This is a genomic window from Endozoicomonas sp. ALB091, from assembly GCF_049310265.1.
In the GTDB taxonomy this organism is placed as follows: domain Bacteria; phylum Pseudomonadota; class Gammaproteobacteria; order Pseudomonadales; family Endozoicomonadaceae; genus Endozoicomonas.
This window is the reverse complement of record NZ_JBLYNQ010000003.1, coordinates 803,831-823,982: the sequence shown is the minus strand read 5'-3', so window position 1 is coordinate 823,982 and position 20,152 is coordinate 803,831. Positions and strand designations below refer to the sequence as shown.

The 20,152-nt window shown below is 48.6% G+C and carries 20 protein-coding genes and 2 tRNA genes; 13 read left to right on the top strand and 9 right to left on the bottom strand.

Annotated features, from left to right (window positions below; translation table 11 throughout):
* Positions 1–27: 27 nt before the first annotated feature.
* On the bottom strand, positions 28–591 hold the full coding sequence (locus ACO6UX_RS06535; RefSeq protein ID WP_422446159.1) for a type II secretion system protein N: 564 nt from the start codon (positions 589–591) through the stop codon (positions 28–30).
* A 228-nt stretch (positions 592–819) separates the two neighbouring features.
* Here ACO6UX_RS06535 and gspE point away from each other — a divergent pair, with 228 nt between their 5' ends.
* The 12 genes from gspE to ACO6UX_RS06475 all read left to right on the top strand — a co-directional run bounded on the left by gspE (position 820) and on the right by ACO6UX_RS06475 (position 10,466).
* A complete protein-coding gene (gene gspE / locus ACO6UX_RS06530) occupies positions 820–2,355 on the top strand; it encodes a type II secretion system ATPase GspE (protein ID WP_422445959.1) in 1,536 nt (511 codons plus the stop codon).
* A gap of 31 nt (positions 2,356–2,386) precedes the next feature.
* Positions 2,387–3,607: a type II secretion system inner membrane protein GspF gene (gspF, locus tag ACO6UX_RS06525; RefSeq protein WP_422445957.1), complete on the top strand. Its 1,221-nt coding sequence runs from the start codon at positions 2,387–2,389 to the stop codon at positions 3,605–3,607.
* An 81-nt stretch (positions 3,608–3,688) separates the two neighbouring features.
* Positions 3,689–4,159: a type II secretion system major pseudopilin GspG gene (gene gspG / locus ACO6UX_RS06520; RefSeq protein WP_422445955.1), complete on the top strand. Its 471-nt coding sequence runs from the start codon at positions 3,689–3,691 to the stop codon at positions 4,157–4,159.
* Between the two features lie 190 nt (positions 4,160–4,349).
* The gene (gspH, locus tag ACO6UX_RS06515; protein ID WP_422445953.1) at positions 4,350–4,853 is read left to right on the top strand and encodes a type II secretion system minor pseudopilin GspH; all 504 of its coding nucleotides are present in this window, start codon (positions 4,350–4,352) and stop codon (positions 4,851–4,853) included.
* A gap of 11 nt (positions 4,854–4,864) precedes the next feature.
* Positions 4,865–5,299, top strand: a complete 435-nt coding sequence (gene gspI / locus ACO6UX_RS06510; protein WP_422445951.1) for a type II secretion system minor pseudopilin GspI — start codon at positions 4,865–4,867, stop codon at positions 5,297–5,299.
* Positions 5,299–6,081, top strand: coding sequence for a type II secretion system minor pseudopilin GspJ (gene gspJ, locus ACO6UX_RS06505; RefSeq protein ID WP_422445949.1), 783 nt, complete (start codon positions 5,299–5,301; stop codon positions 6,079–6,081). Before gspI ends, gspJ begins: the two co-directional genes overlap by 1 nt.
* Positions 6,071–7,165, top strand: a complete 1,095-nt coding sequence (gspK, locus tag ACO6UX_RS06500; RefSeq protein ID WP_422445947.1) for a type II secretion system minor pseudopilin GspK — start codon at positions 6,071–6,073, stop codon at positions 7,163–7,165. Before gspJ ends, gspK begins: the two co-directional genes overlap by 11 nt.
* Complete coding sequence (gspL, locus tag ACO6UX_RS06495) at positions 7,162–8,568, top strand: type II secretion system protein GspL (RefSeq protein ID WP_422445946.1); 1,407 nt, start codon at positions 7,162–7,164, stop codon at positions 8,566–8,568. Before gspK ends, gspL begins: the two co-directional genes overlap by 4 nt.
* Positions 8,569–8,580: 12 nt before the next feature.
* The gene (gspM, locus tag ACO6UX_RS06490; protein ID WP_422445944.1) at positions 8,581–9,093 is read left to right on the top strand and encodes a type II secretion system protein GspM; all 513 of its coding nucleotides are present in this window, start codon (positions 8,581–8,583) and stop codon (positions 9,091–9,093) included.
* A 150-nt stretch (positions 9,094–9,243) separates the two neighbouring features.
* Positions 9,244–9,319 (top strand) — tRNA-Val (locus ACO6UX_RS06485).
* Between the two features lie 38 nt (positions 9,320–9,357).
* Positions 9,358–9,434, top strand: a tRNA-Asp gene (locus ACO6UX_RS06480).
* A 264-nt stretch (positions 9,435–9,698) separates the two neighbouring features.
* On the top strand, positions 9,699–10,466 hold the full coding sequence (locus ACO6UX_RS06475; RefSeq protein ID WP_422445942.1) for a hypothetical protein: 768 nt from the start codon (positions 9,699–9,701) through the stop codon (positions 10,464–10,466).
* 262 nt (positions 10,467–10,728) lie between these two features.
* Here the strand turns inward: ACO6UX_RS06475 and ACO6UX_RS06470 are convergent, their stop codons facing one another.
* From ACO6UX_RS06470 to ACO6UX_RS06435, 8 genes are all read right to left on the bottom strand, one after another.
* Positions 10,729–11,799 carry a hypothetical protein gene (locus ACO6UX_RS06470; protein WP_422445940.1) on the bottom strand — a complete coding sequence of 357 codons (1,071 nt, stop codon included), beginning with the start codon at positions 11,797–11,799 and terminating at the stop codon, positions 10,729–10,731.
* Positions 11,796–12,278: a hypothetical protein gene (locus ACO6UX_RS06465; protein WP_422445938.1), complete on the bottom strand. Its 483-nt coding sequence runs from the start codon at positions 12,276–12,278 to the stop codon at positions 11,796–11,798. The genes ACO6UX_RS06470 and ACO6UX_RS06465 overlap by 4 nt, the downstream gene beginning before the upstream one ends.
* A gap of 825 nt (positions 12,279–13,103) precedes the next feature.
* On the bottom strand, positions 13,104–14,339 hold the full coding sequence (gene arsJ, locus ACO6UX_RS06460) for an organoarsenical effux MFS transporter ArsJ (RefSeq protein WP_422445936.1): 1,236 nt from the start codon (positions 14,337–14,339) through the stop codon (positions 13,104–13,106).
* On the bottom strand, positions 14,339–15,346 hold the full coding sequence (locus ACO6UX_RS06455; RefSeq protein ID WP_422445934.1) for an ArsJ-associated glyceraldehyde-3-phosphate dehydrogenase: 1,008 nt from the start codon (positions 15,344–15,346) through the stop codon (positions 14,339–14,341). The genes arsJ and ACO6UX_RS06455 overlap by 1 nt, the downstream gene beginning before the upstream one ends.
* A 4-nt stretch (positions 15,347–15,350) precedes the next feature.
* Positions 15,351–15,689, bottom strand: coding sequence for a metalloregulator ArsR/SmtB family transcription factor (locus ACO6UX_RS06450; RefSeq protein WP_422445932.1), 339 nt, complete (start codon positions 15,687–15,689; stop codon positions 15,351–15,353).
* 207 nt (positions 15,690–15,896) lie between these two features.
* Positions 15,897–16,097: a hypothetical protein gene (locus tag ACO6UX_RS06445; protein ID WP_269676331.1), complete on the bottom strand. Its 201-nt coding sequence runs from the start codon at positions 16,095–16,097 to the stop codon at positions 15,897–15,899.
* Between the two features lie 134 nt (positions 16,098–16,231).
* Complete coding sequence (locus tag ACO6UX_RS06440) at positions 16,232–17,806, bottom strand: AbgT family transporter (protein ID WP_422445930.1); 1,575 nt, start codon at positions 17,804–17,806, stop codon at positions 16,232–16,234.
* 177 nt (positions 17,807–17,983) lie between these two features.
* Positions 17,984–18,781, bottom strand: a complete 798-nt coding sequence (locus ACO6UX_RS06435; protein WP_422445928.1) for a substrate-binding periplasmic protein — start codon at positions 18,779–18,781, stop codon at positions 17,984–17,986.
* Positions 18,782–18,875: 94 nt separating this feature from the next.
* Between ACO6UX_RS06435 and ACO6UX_RS06430 the strand changes: the two genes are divergently transcribed.
* Complete coding sequence (locus tag ACO6UX_RS06430) at positions 18,876–19,937, top strand: radical SAM protein (RefSeq protein WP_422445926.1); 1,062 nt, start codon at positions 18,876–18,878, stop codon at positions 19,935–19,937.
* Positions 19,938–20,152: the final 215 nt, after the last annotated feature.

The window sequence follows — 20,152 nt, the reverse complement described above, 5'->3', positions numbered from 1 at the left end:
TAACTTAGCAGTTTGTCATTGTTGTCATTACAGTTCCTGACTGGCGTCCTGCAGCTTCTCCCTGAGGTCCTGCATTCGCTGTTCAAGAGACATATCATCCGGGTAATCATGGTTGCCCGGACGCTGCTCCATTGATTCGGGGATGTCTTCCGCCACAGGCCTGAATTCCTGAAAGGCTCTGGAATCCCTGGCTGTTTCCGGAAAGTATAGTTTTTCAAGCTGGTTACCCCGTTGAATGACAATGTGATCGGAATAAACCTGATTCAGAATGGCACCTCCGGGAAGAGCGTCACCAATTTCATATAACTTGTCCTGGTTGGCTATCTGAATAATTGCACTTGCGTACTTTTTGTTTTCAATGCCTGAGAGTGCCCCTCTGAGAATCAGGTTCATTTTTGTTATGGGGATCTCTTTATTGTTTTGAGTTATTTCCAGATTGTCACTAAAACCAAAAATCAGCTCAAAGTCTTCATGTTTGATGGTTGAGGAGTTTTTCAAAACGATAGTTTTATTATTAACACTATTTTTCAAGGGTTCGCTGCTGACGATTTGATAAAAGTGAAATGCTTGAAAACTGAGGCTAAGGATCATAACGATGAAAATAATCAGAATGATAAGATTCCGATTATTTTTATGCCCCCATTGCAGAAATGTGGTGAAAACCACTGGTTTCATGGTCATATCTTCTGAAGTTAACGAATAGGCTATTCTTTACTCTAAATAAAAGCATAAGAGTTTTGTTTTTTAAAGAAATAAGTTTTTTCAAAAAGGAAAGGCCTAACCGCCTCCCGGGTGCTTCCTTTTTGATTTAAGGAGTTCATGATATTGGCTACACCTCTGACCACTGACTATGACACCGAAGATGATGCTGAAAGCGAAGCCAGCGTTTTACCAAGACTGCCTTTTAGTTTTGCCAAAAGGCATGGCGTTGTGCTCATTGAGAATGATAGTGGGATAGCCACACTCTATTTTCATAACACACCACCGGCTGAGCTGATTGCTGAAATCAGTCGCTTTTCCGGTGTTTTTCCTGCCTATGAGCAGGTCGATGCCGAAAAACTGTCAGAGGTGCTGGCTCACTGCTATCACAATGACAGTTCAGAAGCATTGCAGGATGCCGCCGGCATCAGTGATCACCCGGACCTGACCAGTCTGGCGGATGCCGTTCCGATCACGGAAGACCTGCTTGAGCAAAGTGACGATGCCCCGGTTATCCGTTTAATTAATGCGCTGCTCACTGAGGCGATCAAGGAAGGTGCTTCCGATGTGCATATTGAAACCTTTGAGTCGGCACTCGTGGTTCGGCTGCGGGTGGATGGTGTATTAAGGGAAGTACTGTCACTTAAAAGGACCATTGCCTCTTTGCTGGTTTCCCGCATCAAGGTGATGGCCCGGCTGGATATTGCCGAGAAACGGGTACCCCAGGATGGCCGGATTTCGCTGAGGGTGGCCGGTAAGGAAGTGGATGTCCGGGTGTCCACGCTGCCTTCCAGTAATGGCGAGCGGGTCGTACTCCGGCTTCTGGACAAAGCAGCAGGCCGTCTTGAACTCAGGCACCTCGGTATGACCGAGCGGAACCGTGCACTGATCGAAGGACTGCTGCAAAAACCTTATGGCATTATTCTGGTGACAGGGCCAACAGGATCCGGCAAGACAACGTCTCTATATGCCAGCCTTACCCTTCTGAATGACCAGACCCGAAATATTCTCACCGTTGAAGACCCCATTGAGTATCACCTGGAAGGGATTGGCCAGACCCAGGTAAACACCAAAGTCGATATGACCTTTGCCCGGGGATTGAGAGCTATTCTGCGACAGGACCCCGATGTGGTGATGGTCGGAGAGATCCGTGACCGGGAAACCGCTGAAATAGCGGTACAGGCCAGTTTGACCGGGCACCTGGTACTTTCCACGCTTCATACCAATACGGCGGTCGGTGCCCTGACCCGTCTTCAGGATATGGGCATTGAACCTTTTCTGATGTCGTCCAGTCTACTTGGGGTGATTGCCCAACGTCTGGTCAGGGTGCTCTGCAGTGACTGTAAATTGCCATACAGCCCTGATGATGCCGAATGCCAGCAGTTAGGCATTGATGCTTCTGATGGGGTAACGCTGTATCACGCGCAAGGGTGTAAAGCCTGTAATTTCAGTGGCTATCGCGGGCGTACCGGCATTTATGAAGTTTTTGTTATTAATGAGCAGGTCCGGCGAATGATCCATGGGCTCAAAGGGGAGCAGGAGATTACGGACTGTGTTCGTGAGTCCAGTCCCGGCATCCGTGAAGATGGCAGCAGAAAAGTGCTGGAAGGGGTTACAACACTTGAAGAGGTACTTCGGGTTACCCAGAAAGACTGATTATGGCTGCTGAAGAAAAAGGCTCAGGATTATGGCCGCGTTTGAATATATAGCCCTGGACCATCAGGGTAAACAGCATAAAGGTACCCTGGAAGCGGACAGTGGGCGTCAGGTTCGCCAGATGCTGCGGGATAAACAGTGGACACCGCTGTCAGTTAATACGCTTGCCGATCGCAAACAGCAGGGAGAGGAAGGCCGAAGCTTCTTTCTGCGCCGGGGCATTTCAGCCGTTGAGTTGGCTACAGTAACCCGGCAGCTGGCTACGCTGATCCAGGCGGCAATGCCTATTGAGGAGGCGCTCAATGGTGTGGCAGCCCAGCAGGAAAAAAGACGAATAAAAAATATGTTGCTGGCTGTTCGTTCACGGGTGCTTGAAGGCTATACCCTGGCCAAAAGCCTGGAAGCCTTCCCGGAAGTCTTCCCCCAGATGTATCGGGCAACGGTTGCGGCAGGGGAGCATGCCGGTTATCTCGACCGTGTTCTCAATCGTCTGGCCGACTACACTGAGGCCAGAATGCGTTCTGGCCAGAAAATACAGCAGGCACTGGTCTATCCGGTCATACTGATGTTGGCGTCCATTGGGATTGTCAGTTTCCTGCTGGGATTTGTCGTGCCGGATGTTATTAAGGTCTTTCTGGATTCCGGTCAGGAGCTGCCATTAATCACAGAGCTATTGATTAATGCCAGTGAGGGGTTTCAGACATGGTGGCCGGTGATTTTTGGTGTGATTGTTGCGGCTATTGTGGTTGTCCGGCATTCACTGAAAAAGGCCTCCGTACGACTTTCCTGGCACCGGGTTCAGTTAACGTTGCCGTTGGTTGGGCGATTTGTCCGAACGGCCAATGCCGCCCGCTTTGCCAGTACATTGAGCATGTTAACCCGCAGTGGGGTTTCGCTGGTAGAGGCCCTGATGATTGCTGCCCAGGTGGTTAATAACGATGCCATCAAACATGCCGTTCAGGATGTTGCCCGGCGAGTCAGTGAAGGAACCAGTCTTCACAGGGCACTGGCAGAAACCGGCTACTTTCCACCCCTGATGCTCCACATGATCGCCAGTGGCGAGGCAACCGGAGAGCTGGATCAAATGCTGGAGAGAACTGCACAGAATCAGCAGATGGAGCTGGAAGGGCGCATAACCGTCATCCTTGGACTGTTTGAGCCTTTGATGCTGGTCCTGATGGGGGGAGTGGTCATGATGATTGTTCTGGCTATCCTGTTGCCGATACTCAATATGAATCAGCTGTTGAATTGAGGCCAGGAGTGAAACAGAGCTAAATCGTCCTGGATGAAAAATGCTGAACGGCCTATTCACAGAAAATCGAGGTCAACCAACATGATAAAAAACCGGCTTAGAAGAAGAGGGCCTGATGCGGCTAATTCAGTGCACGCTGAACGGGGCTTTACACTGATTGAAATTATGGTGGTGGTGGTCATTTTGGGAATTCTGGCAGCTATGGTGGTTCCCAAAATTCTTTCCCGGCCTGATCAGGCAAAGGTCACCGTTGCCCGTGCGGATATTGAAGCGATTTCTCAGGCGCTGGAGCTTTTCAGGCTTGATAATGGTTTTTATCCCACCCTGGACCAGGGGCTTGAGGCACTGACTCAGAAACCATCTTCTCCTCCAGAGCCTAGAAACTGGAATCCCGAAGGGTACCTGAAAAAAGTGCCATTGGATCCGTGGGGGAATCCCTACATGTATTTACAGCCCGGTAATCACGGCAAGTATGACCTTTATTCTTTCGGAGCGAATGGCCGTGAGGGCGGCGAAGGTCTCGATGCTGATATTGTGAACTGGGATAACTAGGAGCCTGTCGGACTTAAGACTGCCCTACTGCGGTTGCGATAAATTGGTCTAAAAATTCCTGCTTCTTCGTCAAATAGCCCCGCTATTCTCCTCAGAAGCAGAAATTTTTACCCTCAATTTCTCGCAATCCTCGCTACGGACGCTTAAGTCCGACAGGCTCCAAGGTTTTTTTGGCAAACAGGACAAGGAAATGGCATCACCTCAACAGCAAGGATTTACCCTGATCGAAATGCTGGTGGTGGTGGTCATCATTGGGGTTCTTCTGGGTATTACCCTGCTAAGCCCGATAACCGGCAGCATTCACAAGGTGGTGCAGAAAGAAGCGACACGATTGCAGGCATTATTTACCCAGGTTCGTGACAAAGCGCTGCTGGAAAATAATCACTACGGCTTCTCAATTGATAACGACGGGTATTACCGCTGGTGGGTATTACCGGCAGATACTCAGGAATGGGCTGAGTTGGCGCAATCCCCTTTTCAGCCCAGGTTGCTGCCAGACACATTAAGCCTGAGCCTTGAGTCCAGTGAGAATTTCATGCCTTTTGATGTGGATGAACAGTATCCATCCGTTGTTTTCTATTCAGACTACCAGGTAACCCCCTTCAGGCTCGGCATTGTTCCGGTTGGCAACAGCAAACAGTCACTCTATCTGCGCACAGACGGATTGTCCGATATTGAATGGGTCAGGGAGTAACGAGCGTTGCTATGAGTTATTGGGGTTTCAGGCTAAACCGGCTTTTTCTACCCAGCAGAAACCTGAATCGTGGTCAGGGTTTTACCTTGCTGGAAGTTATGGTGGCTCTGGCCGTATTTGCCCTGGCCGCTTCTATGCTGATTCTTTCTGATGGCAACAGCATTCGCCAGACCCGATACCAGAAGGAAAAAATACTGGCTTCGCAGATTGCCGACCACTATCTCAATACACTTTATGCCGAGGGGCGCTGGAGTGGTTCGGCAGTGAGGCCTCAAATTGAAAGCTATGCCGGTTTTCAGTGGTATGTCCGGGAAACATCCGCATCCACCGGGTCACCCGATTTCAGACAGGTGCAGGTCGAAGTATTTATCGGTGAGTCTGAACCAGAAAAAGGTGCTGTTCCCCTGGCAAGGTTATCTACCTGGCTGAGGAGGCCCCGGCAATAATGCTCAACAAACGTTTTTGCCTGGCTATGGGTAGACACTTGAACATTGTTCAGGTACCGGGTGGCTTTACCCTTCTCGAGTTAATGGTTGCTATCGTACTGTTCAGCATGATCAGTACGGCAGCCTATAAGCTGTTTATGTCAGTCACCCGTGCACAGGAAGCAACGCAGTTGGTGCTGGATGACATGGATAAATTACAACGGGCTGAAATCATTCTGGAAAAAGACGTGTTCCAAATAACCCGAAGACCGGTCAGGGATGAACAAGGCTTGCAGCAGCCTGCACTGAAAGCCCCGGGTCCGGGCAGGACGTTAATGGAGTTTACCCGTTCAGGATGGCAAAACTCCCTGAAGGCAGCACGAAGTACACTGCAACGTGTGGCTTATGCTGTGGAGGGTCATCAGTTAATCCGTTATTACTGGCCTGCTTTGGACAGGGCTCCGGAATCTACTCGTATTCGTCAGGTTGTGCTGTCTGGTGTGAACAGCATGAAAGTACGATTCCGCAATGATCACAAGGAATGGATAAGCAGCTGGCCTCCAAAACAGAACCTGCAGTCAGTTGCCAATGTGGGACGCGCAGATCAAGTACCGACGGCCGTGGAGCTGACCATTGTTCATGAGACGATGGGGTCCATGGTCACCGTGGTTCCGCTGATCACGTACAAACCTGATCAGGGCAATAAAGAGGGAGACCCATCCCAGGAGAACAGGAATAACGCGCCGGGTAACATACGGCCACAGCCCACAGGCCGATCCGGAGATAGTGTCGATGGTTATTGAGCCTGCTGAAAACCGCCAGCCAGTCAGGGCTTCGCCTGGTAAATTCCCATCATGCCACCAATCAGGGATTGCTCTTATTTATGTGCTGCTGATTTTTTTGCTGATCACAACGGTCGCTTCTGAGATTGTTATGAATCTCTGGCTGCACACTGAGAAGAACGCCCGATATCTGGAAAGAACCCAGGCAAAACACTATGCACTGGGCGCTGAACAGTACGTCGCATGGCTGCTGGAACAAGATTTTCAACAGGATAAAAAAAATAACCGAATGGTGGATCATGAAAATGAGCTGTGGAATGTTGAAACCATCAACTATGACGTAGAACAGGGCGTTATCGAATTACAGGTTCAGGATGAACAGAGCCGGTTTAATTTGAACTGGCTTGCTGATGAGAGTAAGCCCTCAGGTGAACCGCGGGCGGAAAGAGGTGGTTCACCGGCTGTGCAAATGTTTGAGAATCTGCTGACAGCGCAATCCATGGATCCGCAACTGGCCGACAACATAGCTCGCTGGATGAACAAAGAGCAGAAAAGTGTCTCAAGGGGAACGGAAGATCAGGTCTATCTATCCCTTGTTCCCCCAAGACGAACCGGACAAACTGAAATGACATCGGTCTCGGAATTGATATTAATTGATGGTTTTAATAACGAGGAAGTTGAAAAACTGTTGCCATATATTACGGTTATACCCAGATCATCAAAAATGAATATGAACACAGCTCTGCCAGAGGTTATCCGTTCGTTAAACAAGAATATCTCCGAAGGGGATGCCTTAATGATCATTAGCCGCCGGGGTGATGCCGGGTTATCCAATATTGAAGAATTGAATCAGCTTGTCGCTCTATCTGGAAAGGCCGGGATTTTTAATGAGAGAAATCAAAATGAGCGGGTAGTATTCGACAGTCAGTATTTCAGTGCCCGGATTAAGGCAACCTTTAGAGAGACCACCTTTTACTTAAAAACGATTTTTTACCGAAGCAGTGAGGGGCATGTGCAGGTTATCGGCAGAGAAATCGGGCCGGGTCAATATTGGGCTCCTGCTAATAAGGCCGATTTAACAGGGAACTCAGGGGCTAATAAATGAAAAAAATACTATTGGTTCGAATGCCTGCTCCAGTCAGCTCTGTTGATGCCAGTACCGTTGTCCAGTGGGGGAAGTTTACATCGGCAGGCTCTTTGACCGGAGAACTCCATCTGACAGCGATTGATCAGCTCAGAGCAGCATGGTGTGCTGACGAGCCTGAAGATCGAGAGGACGTTGACCGCCTGCCGGATGAGGTCATTCTGCTCCTGGGGGGATCGCTTTGTTTGTATAAACACCTGATGATTAATGCGGGCCAGAAAAAGCACCTGGCAACCGCACTCCCTTATCTGGTGGAGGAGCATCTGGCCCAGGATATTGAAACCATGCATATTGTTCATGGTTTTCCTGACAGGGACTTGCAGGTTTCTGTCGCCGGTATTCCCCACTCAACCCTACAGGCCATGCTGGCCCTCTTTGAGGAACATCAGTTACCCCTGACCAGCATCCTGGCTGAAATGCAGTTTCTGAAGGCTGAGCCGGGATATACCTGCCTGATAATGGACAATGATGCGGTGATGATGGCCTCACCCGGTCGTGAAGGCGTCACCCTGAATTACGAAGCGCTCCCCATCGTATTCCCGGATCATCCCGATCAGGGAGATCATCAACTCCCTGATACTCTGGCCAGCTCTCTGGATAATACGGTTGCTGAAACAGTGAATGAGCTGCCCTCAAAAGTCAGATTGATGTTCTCTGACAATACGCTGGCGGTTACCGCAACCAGAATGGATGAAACATCCGGTTTGCTTGCTGAGCGTGGCTGGCTCGTCGATAAGTTACCGCTTAAGGGCTCGGTCTTTGAGTATTTTGCCGGGCTCTATTTTACTGCAAGGCGCAACAATCAGCTGCTTGATTTCCGACAGGGGGCCTATCAGTGCCCGAGAAGAACCGGGCGATTTATCCGGCGCTGGTGGCCACTGTTGGCTGCGGCTGGCTGCTGGCTGATTCTTGAGCTTGGACTGTCAGTTACAGAAGGTGTGATTTATCAGAATAAGTCGGAATCCCTCTGGAGGGATTCCATAAAAAACTACCTCTCGGTATTCCCCAGTGACCGACAAGCCCAGCAGGCACAGGCACGACAACAGATGTCTTTTAATGTGAAGCAAATAATGGAGCACCGCTTTCGTACTCTGGATGCTCAAATCTCCGAAACCCCTTTTCTATCCATGCTTCAGGCTCTTTCCCATGTTTCTGGCACCATGGGCGACAAAGTAAAACTTGAGCCCAGGCATCTGGATTTCAACGAGGCTACCGGTCAACTGGTCTATGAATTTGAAACCGGTGAGTTAGACACGGTGAACCAGCTTCTGGAAAAGCTCAACACTTCCGGCTTACAAGGTAAGCTGGATAACGCTAACCAGGGTAAGTCCGGTGTGATTGCCAGAGTTACGATCAGGAGATGATTGGGGGGGACCATGCAAAAACTGAATCGCCTGCTAATGGCTAACCCGTACTGGCAGCACTGTAAATCCTGGTATGAAATGCGGCCTTCCGGAGATCGTAAAATACTCCAACTGCTTGTTACTCTGGTGTTTGCAGCGCTGATCTATCTGCTGATTTGGGAGCCCGTAAGCCAATGGTCGAAGGCTCAGAAAAGCAACTATCTCTATCAGCAGGAAATGAACACCTGGTTACACAATAATTTACCCAAAGCCCGTGACCTGCAGAAAAATCAACAAAGAGCTTCACCCCGTCAGGAACTCTCCTCCATAGCTGCCAATGTTGCCCAACAGGCAGGTATTACCCTGGGAAGAGTGCAGCCAGACCGCAAGGGCCTCTCGGTTTGGGTTGAAGATGCAGCCTACCAGAAACTGCTTAAATGGCTTGTGCTGCTGCAAACAAAGCATGGTGTTGCCATCCAGCAGGTGCGTATTGATCAGCTGAAAGAAGAGGGGCGGGTAAAGAGTTATATCCATCTGGGGGGCTGAACAAAGCAGCATAAGGTTCACCCTGAGTTTGATGCTTGTTATCCGACGCTCTTGTTGTTTGAAATTGTTGTTCGAGGATTGTTCAGATAAATACCGCAAAAAGGGATTGACACACTCTCTCGATTCGATATCATACCGGCCACAAGCGCAGGGTGATTAGCTCAGCTGGGAGAGCATCTGCCTTACAAGCAGAGGGTCGGCGGTTCGATCCCGTCATCACCCACCAGCTAGAAACTAGTATCTTGAAACTAGAGACTAGATAGCGGACCGGTAGTTCAGTCGGTTAGAATGCCGGCCTGTCACGCCGGAGGTCGCGGGTTCGAGTCCCGTCCGGTCCGCCATACAACTTAACCCTTACGATATCTGTCGTAAGGGTTTTGTCGTTTATAGGGCCTGTAAACAAAGGGTTAAACGCACTTCGCTGGAGGATTCGCCCTCCCCACAAACAAGCTATTTTCCACCTTTTTTTGCCGTTTTCTCTCTGCTCTCTGAAAAAGTGGAGGATTTTGCCTTGCGAGGTCTCCAGCGGTGTTTTTCCTTATTAAAGTCAGATTGTTAGGCTAAATGTCGTGCTGGAGGTTTCAGGGCGTAAGTCTGGTAGGGGCTTGGAACTAAATCTGGAAAAATATGCTTCTGGTGCTCATCAGCAAACAAGCTATTATTCTCGTTATTTCTATTTGAGATGTACTATGAATCTGAGAGATTTGTCTCGATCTGAGCAAGCTAAGATACTCGCAGATTATCATGACAACAGAGATATCGGTCGGGAAGTATTCGAAGGCATTAGTGACTGTTTGTCTGGTGATGCTGTCATTAAGTCAGCCAAAAAGCTTGGGTTAGCTGCTGGCAAGGAGATTATTGCTCAGAATGAGAATGAGCTAACGATATTGATGGATTATGCTTATCACAATCAAAGGAATGGGCTCTTTAATGCCATAGAGCGCTTCACAAACATGAATTCTAATGTGGTTGCGGAGTACCCTGAGTTTTTCAAAGCAATAAATGCGTCGTTTTATTCAGTTTTCTCTGTAACGTCAGTGACGCCGGGACTTGGAATCACGGTTGAGGATATGCTGACTGGAGAAAATATACACATCATTGATGTAGGCTTTTCACACTCTCCACGAGTTCCAAATATGTGTGGTCGGATAATTCCTTTTAAAGAGGGGTATTACTGTACTTCGGGTGCGATGCTGCCACTTTTCAAGGCCCACCAACAAGAAGCTGTAGATAGAATTCTGGTTAAGTTCTCGGCTCATAAACTGTCCATGCAACAGCCGGTTTTTTCAAAGAAGCAGGAAGCTGCTTTTCAGGCTGAAATCATTCGGTATCTTTTGAAAACGGATGCCTGTGAGAGAGTTGGCTTTATTTAGTTCACCATCCTTGATCGCAGCCAGGGTTTCATCAAATTGGCTGCGTAGCTCTTCAATCCAGAAGGTCACTTCGCCGGGTGTTTCAGAAGTGTTGGTGAGCAACATAGCTCAACTTAACCCTTACGATATCTGTCGTAAGGGTTTTGTCGTTTTTAGAGTTTGCAAAAGAAAAAGCGGAAGAATTGCCCCTTCGAGTTCTCCACTTTTTGTCTTTCAAGATTGGTGCGTTTGTTTAAAAATTTGCCGAAGTTCACACCGGTGGTTAGCAGGTGCTTTTCCAATAGGGTTCGGGGCTGGATTCAAAATGATCCCTGTTCTCGCCTCTTTTGGCCAATACATAACTGTGCCCGTGTGATTCGATTACTCTGATATTGGAAGCAGGAATTCCCGACTGGTTTAACAACCTCGAAAGTCTCTGTCCTTTGGTAATATTGCCATTACCTCTATCAATTCCCGCGATAGTAATAACCAGAAGCCCTCTGAGAGGGGCCAGCAGTTCATATATTTTCTGGAAGAACTCTTTTGCCTGCTCTTCATCCTGGTGGTCAAACTTCTCAATAAAGGGAATGTATATCTGGTCAAATGTCTTTGAAGCCTCAGTTTGTTGTGATTGATTATTATCGTTGGCAAGGCTGTCATCCATAAGTTCACCCGGATCAGGTGTGATAACCTGCATTACCCTGTCATTAATCCAGTCCGTCAGAAAATTATCAAAAACCCAGCCATAGGTTGGGTGAGTGCTTATTTGATCCGGGAATAGTTGAGATTGATCTGAGGGGAAGGGAAGATTAAAAATAGAGCGAAACACAGGCTCTTCATCGTAGATACCATTTAAGTCATTTAGCCAGTCCCTTAAATCACCATAGTTTATATGGTCATCCTTACTCAATATTCCTTGTGGCCAGGGATCGGACGGCGGACTGTTCTTGATCATTGAGTAATTGTCGTGAAGCCCTGAGTTCTGTTCAATGCTGATGCTGGTGCCGGGCGTCGCTCCGGCTGACATATCGGTGGCTGTTGAGCTAATACTTCCAGTGTCTTGAGTATCTATTTCGCTACAGGATAAACAGCCTGGAGTAGTATTTTCGTCAAGCTCGACTATTTGATAGTCGTTAAGTTCTTTGCTGTTAATTGAGGAGCTGTCGTGGGTAGCACAAGACGCTGAGAAATAAAGTGCTGCTGGTGAGGGTATCGGGTAAATGGGCAGCTGTTGTTTTGCAGCGGCAATGTCAGACGGTGACATGTCAAGCTGATTTATCGAGTCGATGGGGCTCAACTCACCGGTCAGTAAAGATTTGGCGCTGCCCGTAATCAGGGCTATCAGAGGAATCATTTGTAATCGGTCGCTTCAGATGTTTGTGCAGATAAAACGGTAGCATGCTTACCAGTGATCTTCTCTTGTTCCTGATCACAGGTATGCTTGAAAGCTTCATGGGAGGCACTCTGTAAAGCCTTCATTTTCAGGGACTGTTTCCGGGCTCGATAAGTAGCTTTCCCTTTTTCGGATTGTGTGTAAGCTCGTTTGGAAGCTTTTCCTCTCTCGGACTGTGAATAAGCCTTCTTGTAAGCCTTCCTTTTCAGAGATTGTTCCCAGGCTCGTTGGGTAGCTCTCCCTTTTTCGGAGTGCCTGTAAGCTCGTCTGGCAGCTTTTGCTCTTTCGGACTGTGAGTAAGCCTTCAGGTAAGCCTTCCGCTCCTTGGACTGAGAGTAAGCCTTCTGGTAAGCCTTTCCTTTCTCGGAATATGCGTAAGTCTTCCGGTAAGCTCTGCGGCAAGTCTTCCCCTTCTCAGAATTTTCCCAGGCTCGCGTCATAGCCTTTCCTCTCTCGGACTGTGACCAGATCTTATAGTAAGCCTTCCGTTTCTCAGTCTGTTCGTTTGTCTTCCTTTTCTTGGCCCCGGTACAGGGGATCTCTTTCCCGGGCTTAGCCTGAGCTTGTTTGGCAACGCTTACTTTCCCGTGCTGCGCGTTAGCCTTCCGGTCAGGCTTATCATGAGAGAGGGGCAGAGATTCACCAGAGCTGGAAGCAAAGGCATTAAAATGCAGCTCATTTCTTGCGGGAGGTATATTTTGTTGAAGCTGTTCACTATTTGTTCGAGGGTTGATTATAGAAACTGGCATTGCTCGCACAAAGCGAGGATCAACAAGATGTTGATTGTTGGGTAATGGATCAGTAACTTCACCAGGATTGTGATGAATATTAATAGCTGAGGAGCTTTGAGAGTAAATAACCCTGACTGGCACTTTTTTAAAGCGGGAATCACTGAATGGATTATGTAGACTTGCACTGCATGGAATCAAGTTGTTGAAATAATTACTGGGTTCAGTTTGACCAACGCGCAGCCCGAACACCAAACTACTTTGCTGTGGACAGGCTTTAAAAACCAATCCACTGCCTGACATAACAGACTCATACGCTTTTTGAAATTCCGCATACAGTGAGTGTGAGGTTAAATAGGGATTAGTCATTGAATTATAGAATTAAAGGCTTACAGTGTGAGACCACTCGTTCTTATAAAAGTTCCTCTCTAATACAATGTGGTCAATACAAATTCTTCAAAAGTCAGCGCCTCATGAATGATGAGAACGCTGGTGGTTGGATGGTTGGGTTTCCCTGCTGTTGGGCAAGAATTGGTGTTACGGATTATGATCCGGCATCGTCAGTGAAATGATGGCAGTGAGCATGATAAAGAGTGAAGAGATCCACAGGCAGGCTGCCAGTCCTCCCCATTGAAAAGCCAATCCCGAAAGCACGGTTCCGGTTAAGCGCCCCATGGCGTTGGCCATGTAATAGAAGCCAACATCCATGGATGCACCTTCTTCCCGGGCAAAAGAGACAATCAGGTAAGAGTGCAGCGATGAGTTGATGGCGAAAACCCCGCCAAAAATCAGTAGGCCGATAATCAGACTCAACTGTGGATACCACTGGCATGTTATCGCCAGTGCCAGCAGGATCGACACCAGTAATAGCGTTGCTGACCACAATGCCAGGGCGGTACGACTCTGGATATGCTGGTTCTCAGCCCCGGTAATTTTGGGTGCTATACCCTGAACCAGGCCATAACCAATCACCCATATAGCCATGAAACTCCCCGTTTCCACGTGGCTCCAGCCAAAAACGGCACTCAGGGAGACAGGAAGGGCGATGACAAACCATACGTCCCGGGAGGCAAAGAGAAAAAGGCGGGCCGCAGAGAGAGTATTGATGGCCTTGCTCTTGGAGAATATCTGGGTAAATTTGGGCTTGCTGCGGGCTTTACCCAGGTCTTTTTGCAGCCATATCAGGCTGCCTGCCAGTACCAGGGTCAATACAGACGACATGGTCAGCATGGCACTCTGAAAACCAATCAGACTGAGCAGGGCCCCGCCCAGAAAGAAACCTGCACCTTTCAGGGCATTTTTGGACCCCGTCAAAATCGCTATCCAGCGATAGAGTTTTCCCGCCTGTTGGCTACTGACCAGGGTTTTTATGGAGGTCTTCGCGCTCATCTTGTTCAGGTCCTTGGCGATGCCTGAAATCGCCTGGGCAAACATCACCAGAGGTATAGACAGGAACTGGGCAGGGACTGACAGCATCAGCAAAGCGGTGATCTGCATAAACAGGCCGATATTCATGGTTCTGTTCAGACCGATTCGGGCACCCAGCCAGCCGCCAAGCAGGTTAGTGACTACCCCGAAGAACTCATAAAAGAGAAACAGCATGGCAATTTCCAAACCGGAATAACCCAGTGCATAGAAGTGGAGAACCACAAGCATGCGCAGGGCACCATCGGTCAGGGTGAAGTTCCAGTAGTTGAAGGTGATAAGCGCATAATTTCTTATCTGCTGTTGCCGGAACTGCCTGGTGTTTTCAACGTGGGTAGTCTCAGTCATCAGGCGTTCTCTCTGCCAACCTTGAGCGCAAGTTCGGCCGTACGACAAGCGTAGCCCATTTCATTATCATACCAGGCATAAATTTTTACCATGCGCTGGTCAACCACCATAGTGGACAGTGCATCAATAATTGAAGAGCGCTGGTCGCCACGGTAATCGATGGAAACCAGGGGCCTCTCTTCATAACCGAGGATGCCGTTCAGTGAATCCCCGGCGGCGGATTTCAACAGCTGATTAACTTCCTCCACCGAAGTATCCCGGGATACGTCAAACACCATATCAGTGATCGATGCATTCGCCAGCGGCACACGGATAGCATGGCCATTCAACCGGCCCTTCAGATCAGGAAAAATCTGAGTGATGGCAGTGGCAGAACCGGTTGTTGTCGGGATCAGGGACATGCCACAGGCGCGGGCTCTTCTCAGGTCCTTATGGGGGGCGTCCAGAATCGTCTGGGTGTTGGTCAGGTCATGAACGGTGGTGATAGCGCCGCGGGTAATGCCAAGATTTTCGTGAATGACCTTAACAACAGGCGCTATGCAGTTGGTGGTGCATGAGGCGGCGGTGACAATGCGATGCTGGCTGGCATCATAGAGATCATCATTTACCCCCATAACCACATTCAGAACGCCTTCTTCCTTGACGGGGGCGGTGACGACCACTCGTTTAACGCCCTGCTCAAGATATTGGTTAAGTTTGGCTGTTGCCTTGTGAACACCTGTGGCATCGATCACCACATCACAATCCGACCAGTTTACGGCAGTGATCTCTTTTTCCTGAAAGCACTCAATACTCTGACCATTGATGACAATATGCCGGTCGTCCGATGAAATGGTTTCCTGCCAGGTGCCTTGTACAGAGTCAAATTCCAGCAGGTGGGCCAGTGTTGCGCTGTTCCCGGCCATGTCATTGATTCTGACGAACTCAATGTCCGGCCAGTGCCATGCGGCTCTCAGTGCAAGCCTGCCAATACGGCCGAAGCCATTGATACCAACTTTGATCGTCATTTTCTTACTCCTTAACAGGGCGGTCAGGCATGGATTCCAGCCGACCGGTATCCTGCTGGTACTCACTTTTCAGACAGTTTGAGTGGCGAAGGCCGTCAACGATTTTGTTCATCCAGCCGGGCAGACCTTCTGCTACGGAATAGAAAATCCATTGATCTTTACGACGGGTTTTTAACAAACCGTGATTTCGCATTTGTGCCAGATGTCGGGATATCTTGGGCTGTGGCTCATTCAGGGCAGATACCAGTTCATAGACACACAACTCACCTTGCCGGGCTATCAGCAGCAGGCAACGGAGGCGAATTTCATCCGCCATCATTTTGAAGAACTCAGGGGGTAGCATCAAAATTGCTCAAACATGTGGATATGCGCATATTCACATATTGTGGATAAAATACAAGTCCAATATGCGCAGACTAACGAATTTTTGAGTAGTTGTGTGCTGGTATTGATTATGGCAGGAGTAATGAGGGGTTGGTTCAATTAGTATTCGTTATTGAAGACTTAGAGAGCGCCTGCTACTCAGGCGGTAGAGAAGGGCGGTTCAGGTTTACATAAGATAAAGCATGGCCATAAAGACAAAGCCGGGCAGAAAAAAACCAACCAGGGCTCCGGATTCCCTGTCTCCCCAGCGTTTCTCAGTCACCTTGCCGGAGTAGTGGATGATAGCAATCCATGACAGCAGGCAGATAGCTGCAATCATCCAGCTGGTGGGTGTCATTCCCTCGATAATTTTCATCAGATTGAACACAATCAGGAGCCCTCTCAAGCATGGTTTACTAGAAAGATAGACTCTTTTTGATGAAATAAGTTCCCTTCCCGGGGAAAGGTGAAAAATGGTTATAACAAAAAGGGGCCAGAGCCCCTTAAAGAATGAGATGAATATTACATGGCCGGGTAAGTGTAAGAAGCCTGAATACCCAGTGGCAGACCAAGCGCCCAGTAAGCCAGCAGGAAGATAGTCCAGCCGATCAGCATGGCGATGGAGTATGGCATCATCATGGAAGCCAGAGAGCCGATACCGGAGTTCTTCACATAACGCTGGCAGTAAACCACCACCAGTGGGAAGTAAACCATCAGCGGAGAAATGATGTTGGAAACCGAGTCACCAACACGGTAAGCCGCCTGAGACAGTTCCGGAGAGATGCCCACCGCCATCAGCATAGGTACCAGGATTGGACCAATCAGGGCCCATTTGGCAGAAGAAGAGCCGATCACCAGGTTAACGGTGGCGGTCAGCAGGATCATGCCAATAACAGTGATTTCGGCAGGCAGGTTCATGGCCTGCAGAACTTCCGCACCGCTCAGGGCCAATACGGTACCCAGGTTAGACTGGGAGAACGCGTACAGGAACTGCGCACAGAAGAAAGACATCACCAGGTAAGAGCCCATGGTGGACATGGTGCTGTTCATGGCAACCACAGTGTCTTTAGAGGTCTTGAAGGTGCCAGAAACTTTACCGTAGACAATACCCGGAATGATAAACAGGATAAAAATCAGCGGCACGATAGACTGCATCAACGGTGCAGAGAATGCTGTGATTTCACCGGTCGGAGAGCGCAGTGGCGAAGTCTCAGGAATAACGGCAGCAACCAGCACTGCGATACCTGCCAGCATAGCCAGGCCAGCGGCATTAAAGGCTTTGCTTTCTTCTGGCGTAAAGGAGCTAAGGTCTGGAGCTTTCTCTGCATCTTCATCCAGGGCAGCAGTTCCCCGCAGACGTGGCTCAACAATTTTGTCAGTGACATACCAGCCAATAGCGACGATGACAATACTGGACGCACCGGTGAAGAACAGGTTGGCCAGTGGGTTCATCTGGAAAGCCGGGTCCAGAATCTGTGCAGCCGACTGAGTAAAGCCCTGCAGCAGTGGATCAATACCGGACGGGATAAAGTTGGCAGAGAAACCACCGGATACGCCGGCAAATGCCGCAGCGATACCCGCTAAAGGATGACGGCCCGCCGCATGGAAGATAATACCGCCCAGAGGAATAACCAGAACGTAACCAGCATCGGCTGCAGTATGGCTGACAATGGCAACCAGGATCAGCATTGGGGTTAACAGTTTGACCGGGGTGACACCCAGCATTTTCTTGAGACCGGTATTGATGAAACCGGATTTCTCCGCCACGCCGATACCCAGCATGGCAACCAGGACGATACCCATTGGGGCAAAGCCAGCAAAATTCTTAACCATGCTGGCAAGAAAGGCCGCAAGAGCGGAGCCGGTCAGCAGGTTTTTTACCGCCACAGTTTCACCGGTGGCCGGATGCACCATGTCCAGGCTCATCTGGGACATCAAGGCAGACAAAACCCAGACGATGACCATGCCATAAAGGAATAACAGTGTCGGGTCCGGCAGTTTGTTGCCTGCCTTTTCAACGGCGTTCAGGAAGCGATTCATCAATCTGGAATCGCCCGGTTTCACCTCCGGCATTGGAGAAGCTTCAGCTACACTCATGGATGACTCTTTCTCTTACTACTATTTATCGAAATGGTGATTATGTAAAGATTTTAAAAAATCAAAGATGAGATACGGAATGATCCAGATCAATTAAATATAATAAAGGGAAGTGCAGTGATAATATTTAGAGATATTTTCTGATAAGGGTGGTGAAATTCGAGAGATATCACTGGACTATCTCATACTGCTCTTTCGTTTTTCGAGGCTGAACCCCATCCATTTGTAAAGACTGTCGTTTAATACTTTATCCGCATAACCTGATTCCTGTCGATTGACCAGTTTCTCTGAAATTTTGTTGACGGGCAGAGTGCATCCAAGCGCTTTGGATACCGCAATGTAAAGATCAAAGGGGGAAAGCTCAACGGGCATTTTTTCCAGCTTGCCTTCCAGATCCAGCAGGGAGACAAAAAGATCACCCTGGATCTGCGGGTAGATGGCGTAATCAACACGACCAACGTTCAGCATTTTCAGGCCCTGCTGTGCATGGAAGGTTTTCACAATGCTCAGGTGATCGTCTGCGTACTGCTCAAACGCCTTGCTGAACCGGACATTTCGTGGTGCAACTCCTTTAAGATCCTTCATATCTGACCAGTGCCGGATATCACGCTGATCATCTCTTCGGGTTACAACCATATAGCTTTGCGTGTAAATAGGAGGGTAGATATGGTAGACCTCATTCAGGTATTTCTGCTGATAGGTCATGGCCGGATTAATATGGATGATACCCTGGCGAAGTTTGTGGGTGACCCGATTGGCTCCGCCAAAGTAATCATTAATGACACGGATACCTTCTTCTTCAAGAATTTCAGTGAGCAAATCGGAGGCTGCGCCATGAGTGCTCTGGTAGTCGCCCCAGCTTACCGGCGGAAGGTCAGGATAACCGGTCAACACAACTTCTTTGCACATGGCGCTGTGTGCCAGCAGTTGCCCGGAAAACAGTACATAAAATACCAATACTGTAAATGTTCGCAAATGCTTGTCCTTTATAATGTCTTTCTTTTCAGTCCTTGATGACCAAGGGCTCAAGCAAATTTAATGATAACAGAAATCCACTCTGGTGTGTTGTATGGGTATTGATATTCGTCATCTGAAGGATGGTTGTAAAATAGAAGACAGTAATAGGTCAGCACGTATCAATAGTCAGGGGTATTGGTGTTCTTTCAGGGATGGGGCATCGTTCTATCGCCGTTGCATGGATGGCTCAATAGTGTTGGGTGCAGAGGCGAGGCGACTGCCAGCTGGTGAGATGGATAGAGTGCTTGAGGCGTACCAGGGGTGGATCAAAAATATTGCTGCTGATAATAAAGTCATTCGGGCAAGCCAGCAGCTAACCAATAAAGATTATAACGATGTTGCTGACCTCTATCGTGAAGTCTATCCCGAAGAAGTCACCATTCTCCCGCCTGACCGTTATGGCGATATTGTTATTATGCCAGCAACAGGGTGTCCGAACAGACGGTGTACGTTCTGTGCCTTCTATAAAGATAAGCCCTATAGGGTTCTTAATGAACCGGCGTTTGCTCAACATCTTGCTGATGTAAAAGAGCTGTATGGTGCAAAGGTGCATTCATCTCCCGGTGTATTTCTTGGCTCAGCGAATGCAATGGCTCTGTCCCAGAGGCGACTGATGTGCTGTTTGGCATTAATAAAGGAAAAGCTTGGCACTTTTAAAAGGGAGGTTAGTACATTCGCTGATCCTGATTTCAGTGCAAAACGGACAACAGCGCAGTGGAATGAGTTGCGTGAGAGCGGTTTGCGTCATTTGGTGATTGGTCTGGAAACCGGTTGGGGTGAGTTAAGAGCCAACCTGGGGAAATCAGGAGACCTTGATAAATGTATAGCCATGATTAACAGTGCCAGGCGGGCTGGGATCCATATTGGTCTGACGCTGCTGACCGGAGCGGCACCAGGGGAGTTAAGAAGAGAAAATCTGAAACAAACGTTGATTACCCTTGAAAGTCTGGAGCTTTCCGGGGGGGATCTCATATACCTGTCACCGCTGAGCAAAAATGGCTTTGTGCACGATGCCGCTTTAGAAGAGCAAAGTGAGATGATGACGGTGATAATGACGATGACTGAGGCGAAAGTGGTGCCTTATCAAATGCAGCGTTTTCAATATTTCATGTGAACTGAAGACGACCGTCTTTTAATGTTTGCAGCAATGGTGGATTGATCGAAAGAAAAACAACCGGTTGTGTTCAGTTGAATAGTCCAGATGATAAATGCTTACGTTTAATAAATGAGATTATGTTCCTGACTTAGTAAATTAGCTTTACAAAGCTCCCATTAACAACAATGGGAGCTTTGCTATCGTCATTAATAAATATTCAAGCAACCTTGCCT